Here is a 23,696-nt window from a genome sequence, read left to right as displayed (position 1 = left end):
TGTCGAGATAACTCTAGCAGCAGCACTGACCGGTGCGGAGCGGTGGTGTCGGCGTGTTCCCGACCGATCAGGTGGGCGTATCCGTGCCAGCGGGGGCGGCCGGAGAATCACGGCGGTAGACCGCCCGCACGACAAGCCAGGACAGCAAAAGCAGCGGCGCGTAGAGCGGAATGCCCATGATCAGTTTCGCCACGGCCAGCCCGGCGACGTTGTCGGCCAGGTAGAGCGGCAACTGCACGACCAAGCGGGCGACGAACATGCCCAACCAGGCGAGAGTGAGCAGCTGCATGGCGCGATACTTGCCCTTGTTCACCCGCCAGGCGACGCCGTCGCCCATCAGATAGCCGACGGCCAGGCCGATCAGTGGCCAGCCCACGAGGATCGAGACGAGCAGAGCTGCGGCATAGCCGGCATTTGTCCACAGGCCGAGAACGAAGTTGTCGCTGCCCTTCCCACTGATCAACGCGAGGGCGGCGGATGCGGCAACACCGATCAACCCGGCGGCCGCCTGGGTGACCGGGGTGCGGCCAATGATGCGAAGCACCGTGAAGATGACGGCGACGCCCACCGACGCGCCGAGGGCGAGCGGCAGATTGAACGTGAACGAGTAGAGCACGAGAAAGACGAGGCCAGGCAAAATGGTTTCGGCCATTCCACGGATGCCGCCCATCGCTTTCAGCAGGGCGGCGCCGGTCGGCGCCTGCCCCTCGGCCACACCGCCGAGTCCGCTGCGCTTGGCCGCGGCAGCAAGCCCCTGGCCGAGCGTGCTGGAGAATGACTCGGGCGACTCGGGCGACTGTGACGTGCGATCTGGCTCAGCTGCTGACCGCCCGGAGTCGGAATCCTCCGGGTCGCTTTCTGGCAACTGTCCGTGGGCATCCGTCATCGACACGTACTCGGTTCCCGACTAAATTTCGGTGGGCTCTGACGGACCAGCCGGCGTTGCCGGCATGCGCAGCGGAATCAAGTCACGCGGCGGCATCGGGGTGGACCCGCGCACGACGACGATGCTGCGGAACAGGTCTTCGATCTGCACAGCGGCTTCTTCGTTGATGGCGCCTTCGCCGGCGATGACGCCACGGAGAAACCAGCGCGGGCCGTCAACGCCGATGAAGCGGGCGAGACGGGTCGATTCGGTGGTGTCCTGGCCGGCGGCGACGGGGATCTCGGCGACGAGCTCCGGGCCGAATGGGCCTTCGCGCAGCGTGGTGGTTCCACCCTGCTTGCCGATCTGGTCGGCGATCTGGTCGCGGATCTCGTGCCAGAGGCCGCTTGAGCGCGGTGCAGCGAACGGCTGCACCTGCAGGGTCGAACCGGCGTAGTCGAGACCGATGGCGACGACACGCTTGCTGCCCTCTTCGATCTCGAGACGCAGGTGCAGGCCTTCACGGGGAAGAATCTTCACCCCGCCGAGGTCGACGTAGGGGCGAACCGGGTTGGCTTCCGACTCGTCGAGGGGGCCTTCGGTCTCGCGGTCTTCCGGCGCGGACTTCGGCATGATCTCCGGTGTTTCGTCGGGGTTCACAATGTCACTCACAGGGCTTCTCCTGACAGGGGTGTGGTCGTTGAGGCGGAAACGCCCGTCGAGCCGAAGCCGCCGTGTCCGCGCTGACTGCCGGGGAGGCGTTCGACGGGAACAAAGGTGGCGCGGGTGACGGGCATGATGATGATCTGGGCGATCCGGTCGCCGACGTCAATCGAGAACGGCGCGGTGGGATCGGTGTTGAGCAAGGCAACCTTGATCTCGCCGCGATAGCCGGCATCAACGGTGCCCGGCGAGTTCACGATCGTGATTCCGTGCTTGGCCGCGAGACCGCTGCGGGGAACGATGAACGCGGCGTAGCCGTCGGGGAGCGCAATCGACACACCAGTTCCGACCAATGCACGCTCACCGGGTGCAAGTTGGATGGACTCATTGGAATGAAGATCGGCCCCGGCATCGCCCGGATGCGCGTAGCTCGGAACAACGGAGGCGGTAATCAGTACTTCGACGCTTTCTGTCACGTGTCGAGGGTAGTGCAGAAGTCTGATCGAATAGAGCCATGCCCGTATATCGCGAAAAACTCTGGCCCTCCCCCTGGGTCTTCCTTGCCACCGCCCTCGTCATCCCGGCGAGCATCCTGGTTCTCATGCCGATTTCACCGTTGGCCGGAATCATCACCGCCATTGTTTTCTACGGCGGAATCGTGCTTGCTTTGACACTGACCTCGCCGCGCATCGAGGTGGCTGACGGCATTCTGACGGCCGGTCACGCGCGCATCTCGGTCGATCAGCTCGGCGACGTTGACTGTTTCGACGGCGCCGAAGCGACAGCTGAGCGGGGCCCGCGAATGGATATGCGTGCCTGGCTACTGCTGCGCGGCTGGATCTCGTCGATTGTGCGCATTCAGATCGCCGACCCGGGCGACCCGGCTCCGTATTGGATCGTGTCGACTCGCAACCCACAAAAATTGGCCGCCGCGATCGAAGGATCGCGACGGCCGGGCTCTGACGGCTAGCGTCAGATCAGTGTGTGTGACTAAGCGTCGCACTCCTTGCACACAGGGCCGAGCTTTGATTCACGAGCCATCTGTGAGCGGTGCTTCACCAGGAAGCACTCAACACAGGTGAACTCGTCGGCCTGCGGAGGCAGTACAACAACGTCGAGGTCGAGGTCGGACAGATCTGCGCCGGGCAGATCAAAACCTCCGGGGTTGTCGGCATCGTCGACATCCACGACTCCGGACATCTTGTCAGGGACACGCTCCTTGAGGGCCTCAATCGACTCAGAGTCGTCTTCGGTCTTCCGCGGTGCGTCGTAATCGGTTGCCATGCCCATCCATTTCAGTAACGCCGATAAACGAAATCGGCGGCCATAGTTTGCAACAATCCCAGCTGAATAGCAAACCCTATTTTCTGCTCATGTGCCTAACACAGGGGTCAACTTACGGCACGCCCGGTGTATTCCCAGTTAAAACCGTGAATCCGTGACATTCTGAGGCTCAACAGTGATCGCGAGAGGGCTTTCGCCATGCAGGAATTGAAAGTTATCGGTGTCGAGAACGGCGCGCTGCTTGCAGCGAGCGAAGAAGGTGATCGTTTTCGAATTGCCATCGACGAAGTTCTCCAATCGAGGCTTCGCCAAACCCAATCGGAACCGTCGAATGGGGCGAAGTTATCACCCCGAGAAATTCAGTCGCACATCCGTTCTGGGATGTCGGCTGAAGACGTCGCCGATGTGACGGGTGCGTCGCTCGACTATGTGCGTCGATTCGAGGGGCCGGTGCTCGCCGAACGCGAGTACATCGTCTCGTCTGCGCTCAGCGTGCCAGTGCACACCGCGATCGACCCGGATCCCACCGCCGAAGAGGCGAACTTCGGCAACGTCATTCGTGAGCGGCTTGCCTCGCTCGGCGCCACCAACGAACGGTGGGCGAGCTGGAAGGAACCGGCCGGCGGCTGGATCATCAAGCTCTCCTTCACCGCCGACGACATCGATCACGATGCACGCTGGGGCTTCGAGCCCAAGAAGAACTCGCTGACCCCCATCGGCAGTGAAGCCATCGCGCTCTCGCAGCAGGGCGAACTCAAGGGTGCGCTCATCCCCCGCCTGCGCGCGGTCGGCTCTGAAACGAGTCCAGCCGACGTGTCGCGTTTCGACAGCGGTGCGTTCACGTTCAAAGAACTGCAGAACGACGAAGTCATCAACGACACCGCCCCGATCCTCGACCCGGTGCCATACGCCCGACCCGGCAACACCACCGATGCTGTCGCGAACGCGGCAATCAAGCGGGCTGTCGAGCCGGCGGCAACGTTGTCGGAGACCGCTGACCTGCTCGAAGCCTTGCGTCGCCGCCGCGGTGAGCGTGAGGCTGCGGCAGCCCCGCCGTACAACGAGACGATGGAGCTGCCGACTCTGCCACCGAGCTTTGCGACTGCGCCGACTCCCCTCGCCGTACCGCCGACCGCGGTGCCCTCGATCGCTCCGGCCGCGATCGCGCCTGCCGCGTCGTCAGAGGTCGACACGGCGGCGGATGCTGAGGGTTCTGCCCCGGTGTCGGCGCCCGCCATGCGACTTGTCGGCGAGGAACCCGCACCCGCGGAGCCGACGGAACCCGCGTCGACAGACTCTTCGTCAGACACCGATTCGGCCGGCGACCGCACGGCGACGCCCACGTTGTCTGAGCCGCCGACTCCGGTCGCGGCTGCCCCCAACATCTGGGCTACTCAGGCAGCGAAAGCGCAGGCTCGCAACACCGGCAACCTCGGCAAACGCGGGCGCGCTTCGATGCCCAGCTGGGATGAAATTGTTTTCGGCGCCCGCAGCGACGACGACCTGGCCTAACGGCCGACTCCTCCCGCTGCGGCGGCCGCTGATTCGTCAGCGGCCGCCGCTCGGTGTCGAATTGCTCGGTGCAGGAACGCTCGGTGCAGGAACGCTCGGTGTAAATTCGTGAGTGCTGCGGCAGTGGTTGTGACGGCGTCGCCACGCGACATTGCCCGCATCCGTGTGACCCGCCAAGGCCTCGGTTCGGCATCGCCAGACGTGCTGGGCAGTGACCGCCCATTGAGCACTGCGGCCGACGTCGTGGAGCGGATGCTCGCAATACAGGCACAGGACCTGCCGGCCGCCGCGTGGGCGCTGGGAGTGCGCGCTCCTGGCCTCACCCAGGCCGACGTCGACCAGGCCATCAATGAGGGCAGCATTCTGCGTTCCTGGCCGATGCGCGGAACCCTGCATTTCGTTCCGCCGGCCGACCTCAATTGGATGCTTGAACTCACGACGCCGCGCCTGATGACCGGAACGAAGACCCGGCGCACGCAACTCGATCTTGATATGGCTGTGATTGAGCAGGCACGGGAAATCGCTCAGGAAGCGCTGGTCGGCGGGCGTGCACTTACCCGGGCCGCGTTTCTTGAGCTGCTTGAGGCGCACGGCATCGCCACGGCGAACCAACGCGGCTATCACCTGATCTGGCATCTCGCGCAGAGCGGCACGCTCTGCTGGGGTCCCCGTGTCGCCAACGTGCAGGCTCTGGTGCTGCTCGACGAGTGGGTGCCGAACCCGCGCCGGCTTGTGCGCGACGAGGCACTCGGCGAGTTCGTGCTGCGCTACTTCGCCGGGCATGGCCCTGCGACGCTGAAGGACTTCGCCTGGTGGGCGAAACTGACCGTCGCCGATGCGACTCTCGGCTTGGCCGTGGTGCGCGACAGGCTGATTGAGATTCGAGTCGGTGAGACCAGCCATTTTCTGCCCGCGGATGCGGACACCGGCTCGTGGGGGTCGATTGCCCGGCAACGCTCCCCCGTGCTTGCGCTTGCCGGGTTCGACGAGATGCTGCTCGGCTACACCGATCGCAGTTTCGCGGTCAGCGTTGAGAACTTTGAGCGTGTTGTTCCGGGCAAGAACGGCATGTTTCTGCCGATGATGCTGGAGCACGGTCGGGTGCTCGGCACCTGGCGCAGGGAGAAGACCTCCCGCGGCATCACCGCCGAACCGCGACCATTCGACGGGCTGACCGCACGTCAGCGTGCGAGCTTTGAGCGCAGCATCCGTGAGTACTCGACGTTTCTCGGGGTGCCCGTTGGGGTGATACCGAGCTCGTAGTCGGTTGCTGTTTGCTAGTTGCTGGTTGCTGATCGAGCGCCGTCGCGCCGCAGAAACAGTTCAGATTGTCGCAACGCCACAGCCGGCCGCTCCGATCGTGCGGTTTCTGCCGTGGCGTGCGGTTTCTGCCGACACGGTCGACCCGGCGGTTCTCGACCGACTCGCCCGAGGAGACCGACAGGCAGCACTAGCCTGGAAGAGTGCGATTGACTGCCAGGTTTCAGAGCAACAACCGAGTGCCGCTGCTTCAGGCAGTGAAGACTTCCGTGGCGACGGTTCTAGCTTGGTTTCTCGCCCAACTACTGCTCCCGGGCGCAGGTCTCCCGATCTTCGCCGCGATCGCCGCCCTGCTCGTCGTGCAGCCCAGCATCAACCAGTCACTCGGCAAGGCCATCGAGCGCACCCTCGGTGTCGTCGGCGGAGTGCTCGTCGCGTACGGCATCGGATTGCTCTTCGGCACCTCGAGCTGGATCGTGCTCCTGGCCGTCGTAGTGTGCATCTTTCTCGCCTGGGCATTTCGCCTCAATCCCGGGTCGTCGAACCAGGTTCCGATCAGCGCGATGCTCGTGCTTTCGATCGGCGCGACAACTCCCGCCTACGCGCTCGACCGCATCATCGAGACCTGCATCGGCGCCGGCATCGCCCTCGTCGTCAACATTCTGATCGTTCCTCCGGTGTTGCTGACCCCCGCCCATGACTCCCTCACGCTGTTGGCGCGAGAGGTGGCGCACACCCTCGACCGGGTTGCCATCGCGCTGCGCTCACCCCAGACCAATGCCGCACTCGCCGAGATGATGATCGAAGCGCGCCTGTTGCGCCCGATGCTGGTGTCGGCAGAGAAGGCGATCGTGCAAGCAGAGGAAAGCCTCACCCTCAACCCTCGACAGGCCTCCTACCGCACGGCTCTCGACGCGGAGATCGTGAGGTACGAGCGATTGCGGGCCTTGGTGACGCGGTCGATCGGCATGGTCAGGGCGCTCCACGATCACTACGATCACACGCTGCACCGCGAGCCGACGGTGCAGGCGCTCTCGCTCGAGCTCGAACGGGCCGCGCACGATCTGCGCCTGCTCGCACGTCAGGATGAACGACCGGATGAGCGTGTTTCAGTCGAGGAAGACTGGGAACTCGCCGACGACCCGGCCCTGACCGCCCCTCTCGTGATCGCAGCGCCACCACCCCAACACTGGATTCTGATCGGTTCGCTGATGGAAGATCTACGGCGCGTGCGTGAGGAGATCACCGGCGAGTAGGCTGCCGCCATGCCGAGAGATCGGAATGGGGATCACGACGACGCCGCGGGCGACGCCTCCACCAGTGACGCCTCCACCGGTGACGCATCCACGGGAAGTGCCGCCCCGCGTGACAACACACCCGACGTCGACCGGCAACGGTTGTCCACTCGCCGTCTCGAAGCATTCACCGATGGCGTCTTCGCGATCGCGGCCACCCTTCTCGTGCTCGACATCACCATCGATGCGCAGGCCAAAATCACGTCGGACTCCGAACTCTGGCAGGCGTTGGGAGCACTCAGCCACAACATCCTGAATTTCGCGATCAGTTTTGTGCTGCTCGGGCTGCTCTGGATCGTGCATGTGCGTCAGTTTGAATACGTCATCGCCACCGATGACACGGTGCTCTGGCTGAACATCCTGAGACTTCTCGGCGTTGCTCTCGTTCCATTTGCGACGAGCCTGAACAATGACTACGGCGACTTTCTGGCCGGACGGATCGCACTGCCGCTCTGTTTTCTGGCGGTGATTCTGCTCGGAACCGTGCAGTGGTACTACGCGAGCGCTCCGGGACGCGGGCTCGTGGCGGGGCTCTCCCCCGCAGGGATTGCCAGTGCCCGCCAGCATGGCCTCATCGCATCGGTGCTGGCGTTGGGGGTCGTACTGCTTTCGATCGTCGCAGGCTCCTTCGCGTTCTTGCTCTTTGCGCTCGACCCGCTGATCGACCTCACGCGTCGGCGGCGTCTCACGCCAGCAGCCGCGCCCTCCCCGGGTGACCGCTCGTCGTAGGCATCGCAAAAAGGGGCCCCGCCGAAGCGGGACCCCTTTCTTCACGTCAGACGATTAGGCCTGGTTCAGAACAGCCTGCAGTTCAAGCGTGATGGTGACCTTGTCACCGAGCAGCACGCCACCGGTCTCAAGTGCGGCGTTGTAGGTGAGGCCGAAGTCCTCACGGTTCACTACGGCCTTGGCGGTTGCGCCAGCCTTGTAGTTGCCGTACGGGTCGCTGCCGAAGCCGCCGAACTCGAAGTCGAACGTGACTGGCTTCGTCACGCCCTTGATCGTCAGGTCGCCATCGACGAGAAAGTCGCCCTTGACCTCGCGCACACCGGTCGACACGAAGTCGATGGTCGGGTACGTCTCTGCGTCGAAGAAGTCGCCAGTGCGGAGGTGACCGTCGCGGTTTGCCTCGTTCGTGTTGATCGAAGCGACAACGGCGGATGCGGTGACGGTGGAGTCGAGCGGGTTCTCGCCCGTGACGAACGTGGCGTTGAAGCTGTCGAAGGTGCCCTTGACCTTGCTGATCATGATGTGGCGGATGCTGAAGCCAACCTCACTGTGTGTGGGGTCGATGGTCCAGGTGCCAGCCTTGTAGCCCGGGATGGTGGTGGTGATCGTGTCAGTCATGCGTGCTCCTTGTGTGACAGGTGGAAAGTCGATGGGGAAGCTTTCGCTGCCCACAGATGTATGCAAGCGCATGGAGTCTCGAGTTATTCCAAACGCCACAAATTTCTTTGAAACTTTTTTCGAGCATCCGTTTGAGCCCCGGTGAGTGGGTCTTCCGCTCCCAGGTCCCGCCGTTAAACTCTGGCCAAGGGAGGCCGGCGTGTTCACGAATGACAAAGCAGCGGAAGCGATCTTAATCGCCGGGGGCGGGCGTGCCATTTTGCTGCAGCTGGCGAATCCGGCAATCGGTCACGGGGTCGCGCATCACAGCGACTTCACCAACCGACCGCTCGATCGCCTCCACGCCACGTTGACCTACGTCTACGCCGTGTCGTGCGGCACTCCAGAAGAACTTCGCGCCGTGCGACGCCGCGTCAACCGGGCGCACGCGCCCGTGCGAAGTGCCCCCACCGACGCCGATTCCGAGGCATCCGCTGAGCATCCGGCCTACAACGCGTTCACTCCTGAACTTCAGCTGTGGGTTGCGGCCACGCTGTACGACTCGGCCGTGACAGTGCACAATCGCGTGTTCGGCCCGCTCAGCGACGACGAGGCCGACGGAATGTACCGCGACTACGCGGCGCTCGGGTCCGAGCTTCAAGTACCGCAGTCGCTGTGGCCGGCCGATCGTGCGGCGTTCGCTGACTATTGGACCGATCAGCTCAGCCGGCTCCGCACCGACGCCACGACACGCAATGTCGCCACGCAGCTGCTGCATCCGCGCACCGGACCGTTCTGGCTGCGCGCCGCCATGCCGGTGGGGCGTCTGCTCACCGCCGGTTTTCTGCCGCCGGAGCTGCGCGAGGCCTTCGAGTTGCGGTGGACACGACGCGATCAGAAACGGTTCGACCGGCTGATGCGGGTCTCCTCCGTTGTCTATCCCGTTCTCCCCCGAGCGATCCGGCACTGGCCGAAGAATCACTACTTGCGAGCACTTAGGGCATCGATGGCGTGACCTGAGCCGCGATTCGAATCGGGCTGACGTGAGGCTGCGGATCCGCGGCCGCGTCAGTGCCCGCTACCGCAGCGGGCGAAGAAATTCTCTCAGGTCGATGGCGAGCAAGTTTGGCTCTTCGTGCGGCGCGAAGTGACCGCCACTGGGCATTGTCGTGTATCTATCCACGTTGTACGTTCTCTCGGCCCAGCTGCGAGGTGGCTGCGTGAGATCGTGTGGGAAGACGGCAACCGCAGTCGGCACGTCGACCCTCCGAATACGGGTCGTCAAACCGGCCGCGAACTCCCAGTAGGGCCGGAACGATGTCGAAATCGAATTCGTGAACCAGTACAGCGAGACTTGGGTGAGCAGGAAGTCGTCGCTGAATCGCGCCGACAGTTCTCCGTCGCAGTCGCTCCAGGCTCGGTACTTCTCAATGATCCATGCGAGGAGGCCAACCGGAGAGTCAGAAAGTGCCGGTGCGAGACTGAGCGGACGAGTCTGCTGTTCGTGCTGGTACCCACCTTCTGCGCTCACCCAGGATTGCACCGCACCCCGGTACGCTTGCTCTTCGCTCGTGAGCGACGCTGTGTCAAGGTGAACAGGAGCGGCAACTGCGAGAAGGTGAATTCCGACCACCGACTCCGGGTGGGCCTCCGCAAGGCGCGACGTTATGCCGGCGCCCAAGTCACCCCCGTGGGCGGCGTAGCGTTCGAAGCCGAGTTTTTCGAACATCAACAGATGCCAGATCTCGTGCGTCTGCTCGGCATGGGTTGGGCGCTGCGGCGAGAACGGAAACCCGGGCAGTGCCGGCACGATGACAGTGAAGGAGTCCGCCGCGTCTCCGCCATACGCGGACGGGGTGGCAAGACGTCGGGCAAGTTCGACAAGTTCGAGAGATGTGCTCGGCCATCCGTTCGTCAATACGATCGGAAGCGCCCCGGGAGTCTCAGCCTCGAATTTGAGATAGCTCACGGCAGTGCCCGAGATCGTCGCGCTGTGCCAGGGCAGTTCATTGATCCGGCGCTGCTGAGCGTGCCAATCGAAACCGTCTGCCCAATACGAGACCAAGCGACGCAGCTCGGCCTGGTCAGAACCTGCAGTCCAGCCCTTCAGCGGCCACTCGGGCGCCCATCGAGTTCGCCGGAGCCGGTCGCGTAGTTCAACGACGTCGTATCGAGCTACATCGAGCAAGGGTGAGTTCATCGTCTCATTCTCGTCGCTGAGACAGGTGGTGAGGCACGGAACTGGAGCCGGACGGAATTCCTGACTCGAAACAGCACCACTCGAAGCGACCCGCCGCGACCCATTCGCCTAGGCTCAGAATGCGGGCGAAAGGACTCCGATGACCGAGCAACGACGCAGTTCAGACTGGCGACACACCACCCTGACCGAGCTGCTGGGGTTGCGGCTCCCGATTGTGCTCGGGCCGTTCGGCGGACTCTCATCTGTCGCGCTCGCTGCCGCCGTCAGCAACGCGGGTGGCCTCGGCTCGTTCGGCCTCTACGGGTACGATGCCGAACGCATCCGGCTCGCGGCCCGTCAGATTCGCGAGCTCACGACCCGCCCGTTCAACCTCAACCTCTGGCTCGACCACGACAACGCCGCAGCGCTGGCCCCGACCGAGGCCGAGTTCACCTCCTGGCTGGAGCCGCTGCTGCCGTACTTTCACGAACTCGACGTCGCTCCGCCCACCCGCCCCGCGCAGTTTCTGCCCACCGTCGCCGAGCAGTTCGACGCGGTGGTCGAGGCGCGACCGTCTGTCGTCAGCTTCGTCTTCGGTGTGCCATCGGCCGGCATGCTCGACCGCTGCCGCTCGGCGGGAATCCGAGCGATCGGCACGGCGACGACGGTGGCGGAGTCGATTGCCCTGGATGCTGCGGGCGTCGACGCCATTGTGGCCAGCGGTTTCGAGGCGGGTGGGCACCGCGTCTCGTTTCTCAATACCGCCGAAGATTCACTGATGGGATTGTTCGCTCTGCTTCCGCAGGTCGTGGATGCTGTCTCGGTTCCGGTTATTGCCGCGGGAGGCATTGCCGACGGCCGGGGCATCGCCGCCGCGCTCACCCTCGGAGCCGACGCCGCCGTGCTCGGCACGGCCTTTCTCACCACCGACGAATCGGCGATCTCGCCCGCCCATCGGGAACGCATTCTGAGCCCTGAAGCGACTCGTACCGTGTTGACCCGGGTCTACAGCGGCCGTCTGGCTCGCGGCATCCCCAATCGGATGTATTCGGAACTGACCAAGAAGGCCGCCGACCATAGCGCCGGCAATGCGACCACAGGGGCGACCGCGTTGGCGCCATTCCCCGCCCAGAATTGGCTGACCGGACGGTTCAAACCCGCGGCGATCGAGCGCCGGAACGCCGAGCTCATGTCGCTCTGGGCCGGACAGGCGGGGCCGCTGGCCCGCGCCGGGTCGGCGACCGAGCTCATGTCACGCCTCGAAGCCGAGACGTCCGCGCTGCTCGGTTAGGGACTCGCAGCCCCGTCGGGGTCGCCACTCGGGAACACGCGTTTGTACTTGCGTCCATCAGCCAATTCGACTGTGCGGCTGGCCAGCGTTCCGCGGCTGACCTTGAGGTAGATCGCTTGGGCGGTGACGCCGAGCTGCGCGGCGGCTTCGGCCACCGACAATCCGGGGAGATCGGTCGGCACGCTGCTCGGGCGGGCGGCTCGTTTGCGTCCGGCATCGTGGCGGGAGGCGATCTCATCGTCGGTCCCTTGCCAGCGCCACTTGGCCGCGGCCGGACCGAGCCCTGCCGCCTCGGCGATGTCTGACCATCCCGCCCCGGCGGTTTCGGCGGCCCGTGCACTCGCCAGAGCCGCCGGATCGGCGTCCAACGCGGCTTGCAGACGTCGGAGCGCACGCAGCCGGACGAGCGGTGCCGACCCGACATCGGCATCCACCGCAGCAAGCTCGGTCAGCGCCTCAGCGGTCGCCGGCGATAGAAAATGTCCCATAGTGCTTTCACGCTACAGGCCGGCCCGACGTCGCGCCTACCTCACACCCTTGATGCGATACACGAGAATGCCGCCGAGGATCGCCGACGCCCCTGGCAGCGTCATCGGTGACTCTGGATGACGTCGCGGTACCACCAATACGACTGCTTGGGAATGCGTTCCTGCGTTTCGTAGTCGGTGTAGATCAGGCCGAAGCGCTGCGAGAAGCCGACCGCCCATTCGAAGTTGTCGAGCAGCGACCAGTGGAAGTAGCCGCGCACGTCGACCCCGGCATCGACGGCGTCGGCAATGGCCGCCAAGTGTGAGGCGGTGTAGTCGATGCGGCGCTGATCGGCCACGACGCCGTCGGCGTTGGGGCCATCGTTGATGGCGCATCCGTTCTCGGTGATGTATATCGGCGGCAGCGCGGAGCCGTAGCGGGTCTGGAACGAGGTGAGCAGCTCGGTGAACGCCTCGGGGACCACCGGCCAGTCAAAGTCGGTGGTCGGGTAGCCCTCGATGTCCTGCAGGGCGAATGGCAGGTCGATGTCGAGCTCCTGCCCGTCGATGAGTCCGGTCGACTCCCCCGGCGCACTCACCTTCGTCGGGTTGTAGTAGTTGATGCCGTACCAGTCGATCGGCACGCTGATTGCCGGCAGGTCGTCCTGTGCCCCGACGGGCAAGAACGGCTCAAGCTCTGCGGGGTAGCGGCCGAGAAGAATAGGGTCGGCGAACACCCAGTTCGCGATGGCGTCGTAGAGGCCGGCCGCCTGCTGGTCTTCCTCCTTCTCGCTGGCCGCCCAGGTGGGTGCGTGGTTGTTCGCAATTCCGATGTTGTCGGCGCCGGCCGCGCGCAACGCGGTGACGGCGCGGCCGTGGGCGAGAAGTTGATGGTGGGCGGCCGGAAGCGCGCCGAAGCCGAGCTGTTGCCCGGGGGCCTGGATGCCGGCGCCGTAGCCGAGCATGGTCAGGACGACCGGCTCGTTGATGGTGATCCACTGTGGGATGCGGTCGGCGAAATGCGTGCCCATGATGTGGGCGTAGTCGGCGAACCGATCCGTGATGTCGCGATTCAGCCATCCGCCCTTCTCTTCGAGCGCGAGCGGGGTGTCCCAGTGGAACAGGGTGGGCGTCGGGGCGATCCCGGCTTCGAGCAGGCCGTCAACCAGTCGGTCGTAGAAGGCGAGCCCGTCAGCGTTGACCGCACCGCTGCCGGTGGGTTGGATGCGCGACCAGGCGAACGAGAACCGGTAGGCGTCGATTCCGAGCTGCTTCATCAAAGCGATGTCTTCTGGATAACGGTGGTAGTGGTCGCAGGCGATCTCGCCGGTGTGGCCGTCGAAGACGCGGCCCGGTGTGGCGCAGAAGGCGTCCCAGCTGGTCGCACCCCGGCCACCTTCGGTGACGGCCCCTTCGATCTGATAGGCCGCCGTCGACACCCCCCAGACGAACGAGGCCGGAAGCGAGGGAAAAGCGGAGTTCGACATCGAGATACCTTTCACGCGACACTGCGTTTATTCGACGCCCACAGCGCCGGAACCCTCTCATACTCGGGGAGAAACACGAGTGAGTCAAGCGACTGGGTCAGTTGTCCCACTTTTCTCGGGAAGCCTGACATCATTGCAGCAGAACCAGCAGAACCAGCAGAGGTGAGCCGTGGAGTGGGCGGCCGAGTACGGCCACCTCTGGCGCACGACGTCCGACATCCGTCCGACGTGGCGCTCGGTGATGCGCCTGACCGACAGCAAGCATGGCCTCGCCGGTTTCGCCGGCCCGGGCGGCTGGAATGACCCCGACATGCTTGAGGTGGGCAATCCAGTCATTCTCGCTCACAGCAACGGCCAGATCGTCGACGAGTCGGGTCAGCCGCTGGCTCCGACGGGCGCCCGCCCCGTCACTGTCTGGAGCGGGCGCCCGGTCGGAGTGAATGAGCAACTGTTGGAGCTGGGACCGCACGAGATGGTGCTCGTGCGGTCGGCGGGCAATGCCGGCTAGTTGTTCTCGCCGAGCATCTCGCGCACGAGCGGCGCGACCTGGGTGCCGTACAGCTCGATGGCCGTCATCAGCTTCTCGTGCGGCATGGTTCCGTTGCTGTACTTCATGTCGAACCGGCTGAGGCCGAGGCCCTGCACCACGGTGACGATCTTCTTCGCGACCGTCTCTGGCGATCCGACCATGAGCGCTCCCTGCGGCCCGGCCTCTTCTTCGTAGCGTTCGCGAGTCATCGGACCCCAGCCGCGTTCACGCCCGATGCGCGCCTGCATCACCGAATAGTGCGGCCACAGTTCGTCGCGAGCCTCGGCATCCGTCGCTGCAACATAGCCGGGCGAGTGCGCGCCGATCGGCTGGGTCGGCTTGCCGAACTGCTCGAGTGCGCGGTGGTAGAGGTCGGTGAACTGGGCGAAGGCGAGCGGGTTGCCGCCGATGATGGCGAGCATCATGGGCAGGCCGTAGTGGGCGGCGCGCACCACAGACTGTGGGCTTCCGCCCACGCCGACCCAGGTGCGAAGCGAGCCGGATGCCGTCGGCGGGAACACAGACTGGTTCTCCAGCGCGCCCCGCGTACTGCCCGACCAGGTGACGGGCTGCTCTTTGAGGATCTCGGTGAACAGTTCGGTCTTCTCTTCGAAGAGTCGCTCGTAATCGCTGAGGTCGAGACCGAAGAGCGGGAAGGACTCGGTGAATGAGCCCCGGCCGAGAATGACCTCGGCGCGCCCGTTGGACACCGCATCCAGGGTGGAGAACCGCTGGAACACCCGCACCGGGTCGTCGGAGCTCAGCACGGTGACAGCGGAGCCGAGGTGGATCTGGCTGGTCTGGCCGGCGATTGCCGCCAGCAGCACCTCGGGTGCGGAGATTGCAAAGTCTTCGCGGTGGTGCTCGCCGACGCCGAAGAAGTCGAGTCCGACCTGGTCGGCCAGCACGGCCTCTGCGACGACATTGCGCAGCACCTCAGGCTGCGACAGCAACCGTCCGTCGGCGTCGTAGGTCACGTCGCCAAAAGTGTCTAGACCAAGTTCAAGTGTGTGCGCCACGCAGTGATCGCCTCTCGCGTCAGTTTTACCCAATGATACGTCTATGCAAATGCATGTAAAAGGGTGAACCGAAGGGCGGACTCGGATATTCCTCAGACCCAAACACCGCGACGTGTTGCTCCGCGACCTGCGACTGGGTGACCTGACCGGCTCAGTCCGTGCCGATCGTCGTGCGCTCTTCCGTCCAGGGATCCTCCGCACTGCGCACCACTGGCAGCCCGAGCACCTGCAGTCGCTCAAGCAATTGCGCGACCTCCCGCACTCCGTCGTGCCGGGCCAACTGCTCGGCGACCCGTGCCGCGTTCACCCCGAACAGACGATCGTCACGAATCGCGTTGACGGCACGGGCAATCGCCGCCGGGTGCGGGCGACCGGTGCGCAGGTCGATCCCGGCCCCGCTTGCCGCGACGCGCGCCGCAATCTCGGGCTTGTCGATGTCGCCACCGGCCACAATGAGCGGCACGCCGCTGGCCAGCCCGGCCAGCACTCCGCCCCACCCGCCGTTGGTGATCATCATCGAGAGGCGCGGAAGCAGCTCGGAGTAGGGCAGCATGTCGGCCACGCGTGCGTTGTGCGGAATCGAGAACGGCAGGACGCTCTCTCCCCGCTTGCCAGTGCTGGCCACCACGAGAACGTCTTCATCGGCCAGGGCTACCAGTGCCGGCTCGAGCAGCTCGGTCGGGTCGGTGTTCAGCGTGCCCTGGGTCACATACACAACCGGGCGCTCATCGCTGAGGACATCACCCCACCACGGCGGATGCTGAGCGCGCACCACCCCCGAAGGGCGCCGGAGTGCCCCGACGAAATGCACCTGCGGCGGAAGGTCGCTGCGTGGGTATTCCAGGGCGGGAACCCCGACCGCGCAGATCAGATACGGCGACCACCACGCACGCTCCAGTGGCTGGGCGGCGGCCGGCAGTCCGACCGCGTTCCTGGTCTGTTCGTAGGCCTTCTGCACATGCTGTGTCAGCAGAGTGAAAGCCGAACGCAGCATCCGGTCACGCAACCGGCCGGCGATCGTCTGGCCCGGCTGGAGCGCCAAGCCCGCTGGCGGCAAGTCGCGGCTGGGCAGCGACAGCGGAACGAGGGAGATCGACGCCCACGGGCATCCGAGTTTTTCGCCGGCCAGGGCGATACCGAGGCAGAGCTGGTCACCCGCCATCACGTCCCAGGGTTCGGCCGCGTAGGCCTCACGGAGATCGGCGACCTGACCAACGGCCGATCTGACGAAAATGTGCTCGAGATTGCCGAGCAACGCCCGGCGACCGGTGCGCACGGGCAGCGCGGGAAAGGCAGCATGCAGATCGTGCTCGTCGAAGTCGGGGGCGTTGCGCCAGGCCACTCCCCGCGCGCCGACCGCCTCGAACTGGTCGAGATAGCGAGATCCGGTGTACACGCGCACATGGTGCCCGCGCGCGACAAGCTGCTCGACGACGGCGAGGATCGGTGCGACGTGCCCGGCAAACGGCATGACACTGACCAGAATGCGCGCCATCACAGTCTCCACTCTCGGGTGAGCGTCACGCGATGTCGCTAGGGACGACGTTCAGCGTGCTGTGCGGAAGCGTACCGTGGCGCGGCTTCGCACACCACAGACGTGCGTCGAACTCCTTCCGAGCGGGCTGCTACTCGTCGACGGCGTCCAGATAGACCCAGCGGCCATCTACGCGCACGAATCGGCTCGTCTCGTGCTGCTGCAGCCGTTCACCGTTCTCGCGCCCGTAGGCGGTGAATTCAACGACGCCGTCGGTGTCGAACATTCCGCCACTCTCGGTGCGCTCGATGTCGAGTCGGGACCAGCGCAACGCCTCGTCGAGCTCGAGTGCGGCAGGGCGGGTGCGCGGATGCCAGGTGCGCAGCAGGTAGCCGGCGTCGCCGACCGCAAAGGCCGAGTAGCGAGAGCGCATCAGCAGTTCAGCCGTCGGCGGGGTGGTGCCGTCGCGGTGGTAGCGACCACAGCAGTTCAGGTAGGTCTCGCCACTCAGGCAGGGGCAGCGTTCGGGTGCGGCGGAATCGACGGAAGTCACAATTCATTATCGGCCAGCCTGGCCCCGCCTGCGTCGCGCTGGTCGAGCGCCGCAACGCTGGTTGGCTCCAACCCGCGCCGCGGCGCTCGACCCGCGCAGCTGAGAATCAAAGGCCGAGGCGGGCTGCGAACGAGCGTCGAGTTAACCAAGAAAAGCCCGGCACATTGTGCCGAGCTCTTCTACTGAGTGGATCCAAGGGGACCCCACCGTTCGGGCTCCGCCCTCGCGGCTCCTCGAATCACTGCATCGTGTTAAAGAGATATAGCCCCACACTTCGTGCGGGGCTATATCTCTTGAGTGGATCCAAGGGGATTCGAACCCCTGACCCCCTGCATGCCATGCAGGTGCGCTACCGGGCTGCGCCATGGACCCTCGTTTTGCTCCGGACTTCTCCGGAACAACTCGTTTAGATTACTACATTCCGCAACGAGTACGAAAACCGGCGCGTTACTCGCGCGTGTCGCGAACCGGAAGCTCGATCGGGACGACAGGGCAGTCCTTCCACAGACGCTCAAGACCGTAGTAAACACGCTCTTCCTCGTGGAAAACGTGAACGACGAGATCTCCGAAGTCGACGAGGATCCAGCGACCCTCTGCACGGCCCTCACGACGCAGCGGCTTGTGGCCGGCCTCGATCAGCTTGTCTTCGATCTCACCGGCGATGGCAACAACGTTGCGCTCTGAGCGGCCGGTGACGATGAGGAAGATGTCGGCAAGCGGCAGCGGCTCGGACACGTCGATGGCAACGAGATCCTCCCCGGCCTTCGAGTCGGCGGCGGCGGCGGCCACCTGGAGGAGCTCGAGAGCGTGGGCAGAAGCGGTCATCGAATAAATCCCTGAGTTTGTGGTGCTGATATGGATGGCATTAGAAAATGTTGAACACGAAGGCACCGACGAACAGGGCGATAACGCCCAGCGCGAGTGCGGCTGCGGTGATGGCGAGCACCGTCGGCAACCAGACGATCTCCTTCTTCGGTGCGGTCATCACGCCGCGTGTTGAGGAGTGGCTGCTCACGGCGCGACTGGCGCTGACCGGAGCGACGTCTGAGCCTGCTCCGTTCTCATCGATCTGGTCGAGCATGTGGTCGACGTCCGACGAGTCGAAACGGTCGGGATGCGCCCCGGTCGAACCGAGACTGCGCGGCAGGTCGATAGAGCCGGTGATCAGGATCTCGCCCGTGCTGGTGAGGGGTCCTGCCGTGCGGTCCTGGTGGGCCATGTCGGGCAGGATGAGCGCGTTCGTGGTGGTGGGCACTCCCCCGGCACCGATGCCGCGGGCGATGATCTGGTCAAAGGCCTGAGCCTGATCGAGAGTGTGAATGTGCTCGTTGACGGCGTCAGCGTCGTCATCGGGGTCAATCGACCAGTGCCCAATCGGAGGGTGCAGCTCACGGGGAGCGTCATCGTCATCAACGGCCGGTGAAATGAATGCCGGGATGACGGAGATGGCGGCGATCGGCACCATCAGAGTCGGCGCAGACGAGTCGATATCGGCATCGACGTCGATGTCGGCATCAACAAGAGCGTCTGCCGCGTCATCGTCGGAGAAGTCAGCAATCGACTCCGCCTGAGCAGCCTGCAGAGCACGCAGCTCCCGACGAGTCAGAGTTCGGTCGAGTGAATCGAAGTAGTCGTTCTCCGGCGCCTCAGAAAGGCTGGAGACTCGGCGTTCCCCTGATCGCGGAATAGCGGCAGCTTTCGCCGCCGCTTCTGCCTTCTGAATCAACTCGGTAAACGAGGATTCGGTGGAGGCGTCACGGGACTGCGTCGATGTCGGTGACGGCTCGTCTGCTGAGCTGGAGGCATCCTGCTCGGTGGCCAACTCGCGAAGTTGGCGGCGCGTCAGTGGCTGCGGGCTATTACCCAACGTCATGCCACACTCCGATACAGGTGATGCTTTGAGATGTACTGGACGACCCCGTCGGGAACCAGATACCAAACCGGAAATCCCCGATTGACTCGAGCCCGGCAGTCTGTTGACGAGATCGCCAAAGCCGGAACTTCCAGCAAGCTTACGTCCTGATCGGGCAATCCCGAAACGCTGAGCTCATGTCCCGGTCGACTCACAGCGACAAAGTGTGCGAGGTCCCACAGCTCTTGAACGTCTTTCCAGCTCAGAATCTGTGAGATTGCGTCTGCCCCCGTAATGAAGAACAGCTCGGCGTCTGGACGCTGCGCGTGCAGGTCACGGAGGGTGTCGATGGTGAACGTCGGCCCGGTGCGGTCGATATCGACCCGACTCACGGTGAAGCGTGGGTTCGACGCCGTCGCGATCACTGTCATCAGGTAGCGATGCTCAGCGAGCGTCACATCCTCTTTCTGCCACGGGTGTCCGGTCGGCACAAAGACGACCTCGTCGAGGTCGAAGCTCTGCGCGACTTCACTCGCGGCAACCAGGTGGCCGTGATGAATCGGATCGAAAGTTCCACCCATCACGCCAATACGCGGCCGACGCTCAGTCACGAAACGAGCGACGCTTTAGTGGCCGCCGTGGCCGTGCGCGCCGCCGTGAGCTGCCGCGTAAGCGTCTGCCTTGGCCTGGTGGCGGTTGGCCACGTCACGGTAGGTCCAGAGCACAGCACCGAGGGCGATGAAAATCACCAGGGCGATCAGACCGTAGGCCCAAGTCGGCATAGGCAGCTCAACGTGCCCGGCTTCGGCCAAAACAGTGGTCACCAAGGACATGAAATTCTCCATTCACAAACGGCGATAAGACGGTGTCGCCGCAACTATCCTAGCGGGGCTAGGCACGCACCTGGCCGCTGCCACGCACAATCCACTTGGTGCTGGTGAGCTCTGACAGACCCATCGGACCGCGCGCGTGAAGCTTCTGGGTCGAGATACCCACCTCGGCACCGAATCCGAACTCTCCGCCGTCGGTGAACCGCGTCGAGGCGTTGACCATGACCGCAGCCGAGTCGACCTCGTTCAAGAACCGCTCGGCATTGGCGAGGTCGTTGGTGATGATCGACTCGGTGTGCCCGGTCGAATAGCGACGGATGTGGCCGATCGCGTCATCGAGGGAGTCGACGACGGCAACGGCCAGGTCGAGACTCATGTATTCGGTCGCCCAGTCTTCCTCGGTGGCGACGAGGGCGTCTGGGAAGAATCCCCGTGCGCGCTCATCGGCGTGGATGGTCACGCCGCTGGCAGCGAGTCGATTCAGCACGGCCGGCAGCAGGCGGGCCGCAGCGTTCTCGTGCACGAGGAGGGTTTCGACGGCGTTACACACGCTCGGGCGCTGCACCTTGGAGTTGTGAACGATTTCGACCGCCCATTCCTGGGTGGCGCTGTCGTCCAAAAAGATGTGCACGACGCCGGCGCCGGTCTCGATGACGGGCACCGTCGACTCGCTGACGACCGTGTTGATCAGGTTCGCACTCCCCCGCGGGATCAGCACATCGATGCCGCCACGCGCGCGCATCAGCAAGGTTGCGCCCTCGCGCCCGAACTGGTCGATGGTCTGCACCGATTCGGCGGGGAGGCCGACGCTCGCCAGCGCATCCTGAATCAAACCAACGAGCACACGGTTCGAGTTCTCGGCGGCCGAACCACCGCGCAGCACCGCCGCGTTGCCGCTCTTCAAAGCCAGCGCGGCGATATCGACTGTCACATTGGGGCGCGCCTCGTAGATGACTCCGACGACACCGAACGGAACCCGCACCTGACTGATCTTGATGCCGTTCGGCAGGCTGCTGCCGCGCACGATCTGACCGACCGGGTCGGTGAGCAGAGCCACCTCGAGCACGGCAACAGCCAGGGCTTCGACGCGTGCCTGGTCAAGGCGCAGCCGGTCGAGAAGACCGGTGCTGAGCCCGTTGGTCGCGCCGGCCGCCAGATCGAGACCGTTCGCGTCGACGATCGCCGCCACGTTGGCACGCAGCGCCGTCGCGATGGCGACCAACGCTTTGTTCTTGACCTCGGTCGGTGCGGCGGCAAGAGCGAGTGACGCGCTCCGAGCGGCCGACAGGGTCGGGGTGAGTACGGTGACGGGGTGTGACGACGGCGACATGCCGCCAGTTTACGGGAGCGGGTGCCCGCTGGGAACGACCGCAGGGTCGAACCAGGTACCGACGTGTTCGCCACGCAACGCCTCTGCCACCAACGTCGTGGCAGTGACCAGAACCGCGGTTCCGGCATCGGCGGCAATCCGCGCGGCCGACACCTTGGTGCTCGCCCCACCCGTGCCGACGCCAGAAGCGCCGGTCGACCCGAACTCCACTCCGGGCAGCGGGTCGCCGGCGGCGATCCGCTCAATGCGTTCGGCGCCGGGCAGGTGCGGCGGCTTGGTGTAGAGCGCGTCCACGTCGCTGAGCAACACGAGCACGTCGGCTTTGATCAGTGTGGCCACCAACGAGGCCAGCCTGTCGTTGTCGCCGAACCGGATCTCGTGGGTGGCAACGGTGTCGTTCTCGTTGACGATCGGCAGAATGCGCAACTCGAGCAACCGCTCCATCGCCCGCTGCGCATTGCCGCGGTGCGACGGATTCTCGAGGTCCCCCGCCGTCAAGAGCACCTGACCGGCCACGATGTCGTAGCGGTCGAGACTGTCTTGATAGCGAAAGATCAGCAAGTTCTGACCAACGGATGCCGCAGCCTGCTGCGTCGCCAGATCGGTCGGACGCTCGTCGAGATTGAGGTACGGCATCCCGGTGGCGATGGCCCCCGATGAGACGAGAACAACCTCAGAACCGCGGCCGTGAGCCTCGGCCAGGGCGTCGACGAGCGACGCGATGGCTCCGGCATTCTCGCCGCTGATCGACGAGGAGCCGACCTTCACGACGATCCGGGCCGCGGTTCGAATCTGTTCCCGCTCAGTCACGCTCACTCCGTGTCGCCCTCCTGGCTGCCGGCGGAGACCGGAGCTGACCCATCAGACGTATCTGAAGCATCGGACGCATCGGACGATGACTTTCCGGAGAACTCTTCGCCGTCGCTCGGCCAGAGACCTGCCTCGCGCTCACGGATGAGCTCGGCGCGTGCCGCAGCCTTGGCATCCATGCGGCCGAAGTACTCCTCGCGGCGCTGGTTGCTCGTGCGTCGGGTGCTCTCATCGAGGCGCGTGTCAGTACCACGCGGGGCGGTGATGAGCTCGGCCGTCGAGGTGAGAGTGGGCTCCCAGTCGAAGACGACGCCGCTGTTGCCCGGCCCGATGATCACTGTTGATCCGGCGACGGCACCGACTCGGAACAGTTCGTTCTCGACGCCCAGTTTGGCCAGACGGTCGGCAAGGAAGCCGACAGCCTCGTCGTTGGTGAAGTTGGTCTGCTGCACCCAGCGCTCTGGCTTGGTACCGAGAATGCGGTACGTGTTGCCGAAGGTGCCACCCTCGACCTTGATCTCGAATCCACCGTCATCGACGGCCACAGGACGCAGCACGATGCGCGGCTTACGCGCTTCAGCGGCGGCAATCTCAGCACGACCGGCCTCGACCGTTTCGGAGAGGGCGTAGTTGAGCTGCTTGAGGCCTTCGTGGGTGACCGTGGAGATCTCGAAGACGCGGTAGCCGCGGGCTTCGAGGTCCGGACGCAGGAACTCGGCGAGTTCACGGGCTTCCGGCACATCGATCTTGTTGAGGGCAATGAGCTGGGGGCGCTCGAGCAACGGCTTCTGGCCTTCGGGAACCGGGTAGGCGGCAAGTTCACCGAGAATGATGTCGAGGTCGCTGATCGGGTCGCGACCCGGGTCGAGCGTTGCGCAGTCGAGAACGTGCAGCAGCGCAGTGCACCGTTCGACGTGGCGGAGGAACTCGAGGCCGAGGCCCCTGCCCTCGCTGGCGCCTTCGATAAGGCCGGGCACATCGGCCATCGTGTAGCGGGATTCCCCAGCCTGAACGACACCGAGGTTCGGCTGCAAGGTGGTGAATGGGTAGTCGGCGATCTTGGGCCGGGCTGCCGACATTGCGGCAATCAGGCTGGACTTGCCGGCCGACGGGTAGCCGACGAGTGCGACATCCGCGACGGTCTTCAGCTCAAGGTAGACGTCGCCTTCCCAGCCGTGCGTGCCGAGCAGAGCGAAGCCGGGGGCCTTGCGCTTGAGGGAGGCGAGCGCGGCGTTGCCGAGCCCACCCTGGCCACCGGGCGCGACGATGAGGCGCAAGCCGGGCTCGTTCATGTCCATCAGCTCGTTGCCGTCGACATCCTTGACTACCGTGCCGAGCGGAACCATGAGTTCGCGCATCTCGCCATTGTGGCCGTTGCGGTGATCGCCCATGCCGGGACCGCCGTTGTCGGAGGTGCGGTGTGGGGAGCGGTGGTATCCGAGGAGCGTGGTGGTCTGCGGGTCTGCGACAAGTACGAGGTCGCCGCCGCTGCCGCCGTTGCCGCCGTCTGGGCCGGCTAGTGGCTTGAACTTCTCGCGTTTGACAGAGACACAGCCGTCTCCTCCGTTACCCGCTCGCAGATGCAGCGTGACGTGGTCAACGAATGTGGCCATGGGGTGCCCCTTTCAGGTGGCGTAAAAATACGTAAGGGCGAGCCGAAGCCCGCCCTC

Annotated in this window: 26 protein-coding genes and 1 tRNA gene; 8 read left to right on the top strand and 19 right to left on the bottom strand. The window is 64.7% G+C overall.

The window, feature by feature from the left end; all coding sequences use genetic code 11:
• Positions 1 to 67: 67 nt before the first annotated feature.
• From ABD791_RS03580 to dut, 3 genes are read right to left on the bottom strand one after another with little or no spacing between them, the layout of a single operon-like run.
• On the bottom strand, positions 68 to 886 hold the full coding sequence (locus ABD791_RS03580; protein WP_345062351.1) for a DUF3159 domain-containing protein: 819 nt from the start codon (positions 884 to 886) through the stop codon (positions 68 to 70).
• Between the two features lie 21 nt (positions 887 to 907).
• A complete protein-coding gene (locus ABD791_RS03575) occupies positions 908 to 1,498 on the bottom strand; it encodes a DUF3710 domain-containing protein (RefSeq protein ID WP_345064474.1) in 591 nt (196 codons plus the stop codon).
• Positions 1,499 to 1,533: 35 nt separating this feature from the next.
• Positions 1,534 to 2,004, bottom strand: a complete 471-nt coding sequence (dut, locus tag ABD791_RS03570) for a dUTP diphosphatase (protein WP_345062350.1) — start codon at positions 2,002 to 2,004, stop codon at positions 1,534 to 1,536.
• A gap of 38 nt (positions 2,005 to 2,042) precedes the next feature.
• Between dut and ABD791_RS03565 the strand changes: the two genes are divergently transcribed.
• Positions 2,043 to 2,498, top strand: a complete 456-nt coding sequence (locus ABD791_RS03565) for a DUF3093 domain-containing protein (protein WP_345062348.1) — start codon at positions 2,043 to 2,045, stop codon at positions 2,496 to 2,498.
• Between the two features lie 20 nt (positions 2,499 to 2,518).
• On the opposite strand, the gene ABD791_RS03560 is transcribed toward ABD791_RS03565, so the two are convergent.
• Positions 2,519 to 2,812, bottom strand: a complete 294-nt coding sequence (locus ABD791_RS03560; protein WP_345062346.1) for a DUF4193 domain-containing protein — start codon at positions 2,810 to 2,812, stop codon at positions 2,519 to 2,521.
• A gap of 198 nt (positions 2,813 to 3,010) precedes the next feature.
• Between ABD791_RS03560 and sepH the strand changes: the two genes are divergently transcribed.
• The 4 genes from sepH to ABD791_RS03540 all read left to right on the top strand — a co-directional run bounded on the left by sepH (position 3,011) and on the right by ABD791_RS03540 (position 7,608).
• Positions 3,011 to 4,324, top strand: coding sequence for a septation protein SepH (gene sepH, locus ABD791_RS03555; protein ID WP_345062344.1), 1,314 nt, complete (start codon positions 3,011 to 3,013; stop codon positions 4,322 to 4,324).
• Positions 4,325 to 4,432: 108 nt separating this feature from the next.
• Complete coding sequence (locus tag ABD791_RS03550; RefSeq protein WP_345062342.1) at positions 4,433 to 5,587, top strand: winged helix DNA-binding domain-containing protein; 1,155 nt, start codon at positions 4,433 to 4,435, stop codon at positions 5,585 to 5,587.
• 200 nt (positions 5,588 to 5,787) lie between these two features.
• Positions 5,788 to 6,840: an FUSC family protein gene (locus ABD791_RS03545; RefSeq protein ID WP_345062340.1), complete on the top strand. Its 1,053-nt coding sequence runs from the start codon at positions 5,788 to 5,790 to the stop codon at positions 6,838 to 6,840.
• 9 nt (positions 6,841 to 6,849) lie between these two features.
• Entirely contained in the window at positions 6,850 to 7,608 is a 759-nt protein-coding gene (locus ABD791_RS03540) for a TMEM175 family protein (protein WP_345062338.1), read from the top strand.
• 54 nt (positions 7,609 to 7,662) lie between these two features.
• Here ABD791_RS03540 and ABD791_RS03535 read toward each other — a convergent pair whose 3' ends face one another.
• Entirely contained in the window at positions 7,663 to 8,226 is a 564-nt protein-coding gene (locus tag ABD791_RS03535) for a YceI family protein (protein ID WP_345062336.1), read from the bottom strand.
• Positions 8,227 to 8,425: 199 nt separating this feature from the next.
• Between ABD791_RS03535 and ABD791_RS03530 the strand changes: the two genes are divergently transcribed.
• Positions 8,426 to 9,220 carry an oxygenase MpaB family protein gene (locus ABD791_RS03530; RefSeq protein ID WP_345062334.1) on the top strand — a complete coding sequence of 265 codons (795 nt, stop codon included), beginning with the start codon at positions 8,426 to 8,428 and terminating at the stop codon, positions 9,218 to 9,220.
• 63 nt (positions 9,221 to 9,283) lie between these two features.
• Here the strand turns inward: ABD791_RS03530 and ABD791_RS03525 are convergent, their stop codons facing one another.
• Positions 9,284 to 10,405, bottom strand: coding sequence for an epoxide hydrolase family protein (locus tag ABD791_RS03525; protein WP_345062332.1), 1,122 nt, complete (start codon positions 10,403 to 10,405; stop codon positions 9,284 to 9,286).
• A gap of 139 nt (positions 10,406 to 10,544) precedes the next feature.
• Here ABD791_RS03525 and ABD791_RS03520 point away from each other — a divergent pair, with 139 nt between their 5' ends.
• A complete protein-coding gene (locus ABD791_RS03520) occupies positions 10,545 to 11,675 on the top strand; it encodes an NAD(P)H-dependent flavin oxidoreductase (protein WP_345062330.1) in 1,131 nt (376 codons plus the stop codon).
• Here ABD791_RS03520 and ABD791_RS03515 read toward each other — a convergent pair.
• Both ABD791_RS03515 and ABD791_RS03510 read right to left on the bottom strand, forming a co-directional pair.
• On the bottom strand, positions 11,672 to 12,163 hold the full coding sequence (locus tag ABD791_RS03515; protein WP_345062328.1) for a hypothetical protein: 492 nt from the start codon (positions 12,161 to 12,163) through the stop codon (positions 11,672 to 11,674). The two genes, ABD791_RS03520 and ABD791_RS03515, sit on opposite strands and share 4 nt — an antisense overlap.
• Positions 12,164 to 12,264: 101 nt before the next feature.
• A complete protein-coding gene (locus tag ABD791_RS03510) occupies positions 12,265 to 13,629 on the bottom strand; it encodes a GH1 family beta-glucosidase (RefSeq protein WP_345062326.1) in 1,365 nt (454 codons plus the stop codon).
• Positions 13,630 to 13,798: 169 nt separating this feature from the next.
• Between ABD791_RS03510 and ABD791_RS03505 the strand changes: the two genes are divergently transcribed.
• Positions 13,799 to 14,137: a hypothetical protein gene (locus ABD791_RS03505; protein ID WP_345062324.1), complete on the top strand. Its 339-nt coding sequence runs from the start codon at positions 13,799 to 13,801 to the stop codon at positions 14,135 to 14,137.
• Here ABD791_RS03505 and ABD791_RS03500 read toward each other — a convergent pair.
• The 11 genes from ABD791_RS03500 to obgE all read right to left on the bottom strand — a co-directional run bounded on the left by ABD791_RS03500 (position 14,134) and on the right by obgE (position 23,639).
• The gene (locus tag ABD791_RS03500; RefSeq protein WP_345062322.1) at positions 14,134 to 15,177 is read right to left on the bottom strand and encodes an LLM class flavin-dependent oxidoreductase; all 1,044 of its coding nucleotides are present in this window, start codon (positions 15,175 to 15,177) and stop codon (positions 14,134 to 14,136) included. The two genes, ABD791_RS03505 and ABD791_RS03500, sit on opposite strands and share 4 nt — an antisense overlap.
• A 151-nt stretch (positions 15,178 to 15,328) precedes the next feature.
• A complete protein-coding gene (locus ABD791_RS03495) occupies positions 15,329 to 16,672 on the bottom strand; it encodes a glycosyltransferase (RefSeq protein WP_345062320.1) in 1,344 nt (447 codons plus the stop codon).
• A 130-nt stretch (positions 16,673 to 16,802) separates the two neighbouring features.
• On the bottom strand, positions 16,803 to 17,204 hold the full coding sequence (locus tag ABD791_RS03490; RefSeq protein WP_345062318.1) for a YchJ family protein: 402 nt from the start codon (positions 17,202 to 17,204) through the stop codon (positions 16,803 to 16,805).
• Positions 17,205 to 17,502: 298 nt separating this feature from the next.
• Positions 17,503 to 17,576: transfer RNA gene (locus tag ABD791_RS03485), tRNA-Ala, on the bottom strand.
• Between the two features lie 75 nt (positions 17,577 to 17,651).
• Positions 17,652 to 18,029, bottom strand: a complete 378-nt coding sequence (gene rsfS, locus ABD791_RS03480) for a ribosome silencing factor (protein ID WP_345062316.1) — start codon at positions 18,027 to 18,029, stop codon at positions 17,652 to 17,654.
• A gap of 40 nt (positions 18,030 to 18,069) precedes the next feature.
• Complete coding sequence (locus ABD791_RS03475) at positions 18,070 to 19,077, bottom strand: hypothetical protein (protein WP_345062314.1); 1,008 nt, start codon at positions 19,075 to 19,077, stop codon at positions 18,070 to 18,072.
• Entirely contained in the window at positions 19,074 to 19,667 is a 594-nt protein-coding gene (gene nadD / locus ABD791_RS03470; RefSeq protein WP_345062312.1) for a nicotinate-nucleotide adenylyltransferase, read from the bottom strand. The genes ABD791_RS03475 and nadD overlap by 4 nt, the downstream gene beginning before the upstream one ends.
• Positions 19,668 to 19,682: 15 nt before the next feature.
• On the bottom strand, positions 19,683 to 19,889 hold the full coding sequence (locus ABD791_RS03465; protein WP_345062310.1) for a hypothetical protein: 207 nt from the start codon (positions 19,887 to 19,889) through the stop codon (positions 19,683 to 19,685).
• 58 nt (positions 19,890 to 19,947) lie between these two features.
• The gene (locus ABD791_RS03460) at positions 19,948 to 21,216 is read right to left on the bottom strand and encodes a glutamate-5-semialdehyde dehydrogenase (RefSeq protein WP_345062308.1); all 1,269 of its coding nucleotides are present in this window, start codon (positions 21,214 to 21,216) and stop codon (positions 19,948 to 19,950) included.
• Positions 21,217 to 21,225: 9 nt separating this feature from the next.
• On the bottom strand, positions 21,226 to 22,032 hold the full coding sequence (gene proB, locus ABD791_RS03455) for a glutamate 5-kinase (protein WP_345062306.1): 807 nt from the start codon (positions 22,030 to 22,032) through the stop codon (positions 21,226 to 21,228).
• Entirely contained in the window at positions 22,029 to 23,639 is a 1,611-nt protein-coding gene (obgE, locus tag ABD791_RS03450) for a GTPase ObgE (protein WP_345062304.1), read from the bottom strand. Before obgE ends, proB begins: the two co-directional genes overlap by 4 nt.
• Positions 23,640 to 23,696: the final 57 nt, after the last annotated feature.

The organism is Glaciibacter kafniensis (assembly GCF_039538945.1).
Lineage (GTDB): Bacteria > Actinomycetota > Actinomycetes > Actinomycetales > Microbacteriaceae > Cryobacterium > Cryobacterium kafniensis.
This window is presented reverse-complemented; position numbering and strand designations above follow the sequence as displayed.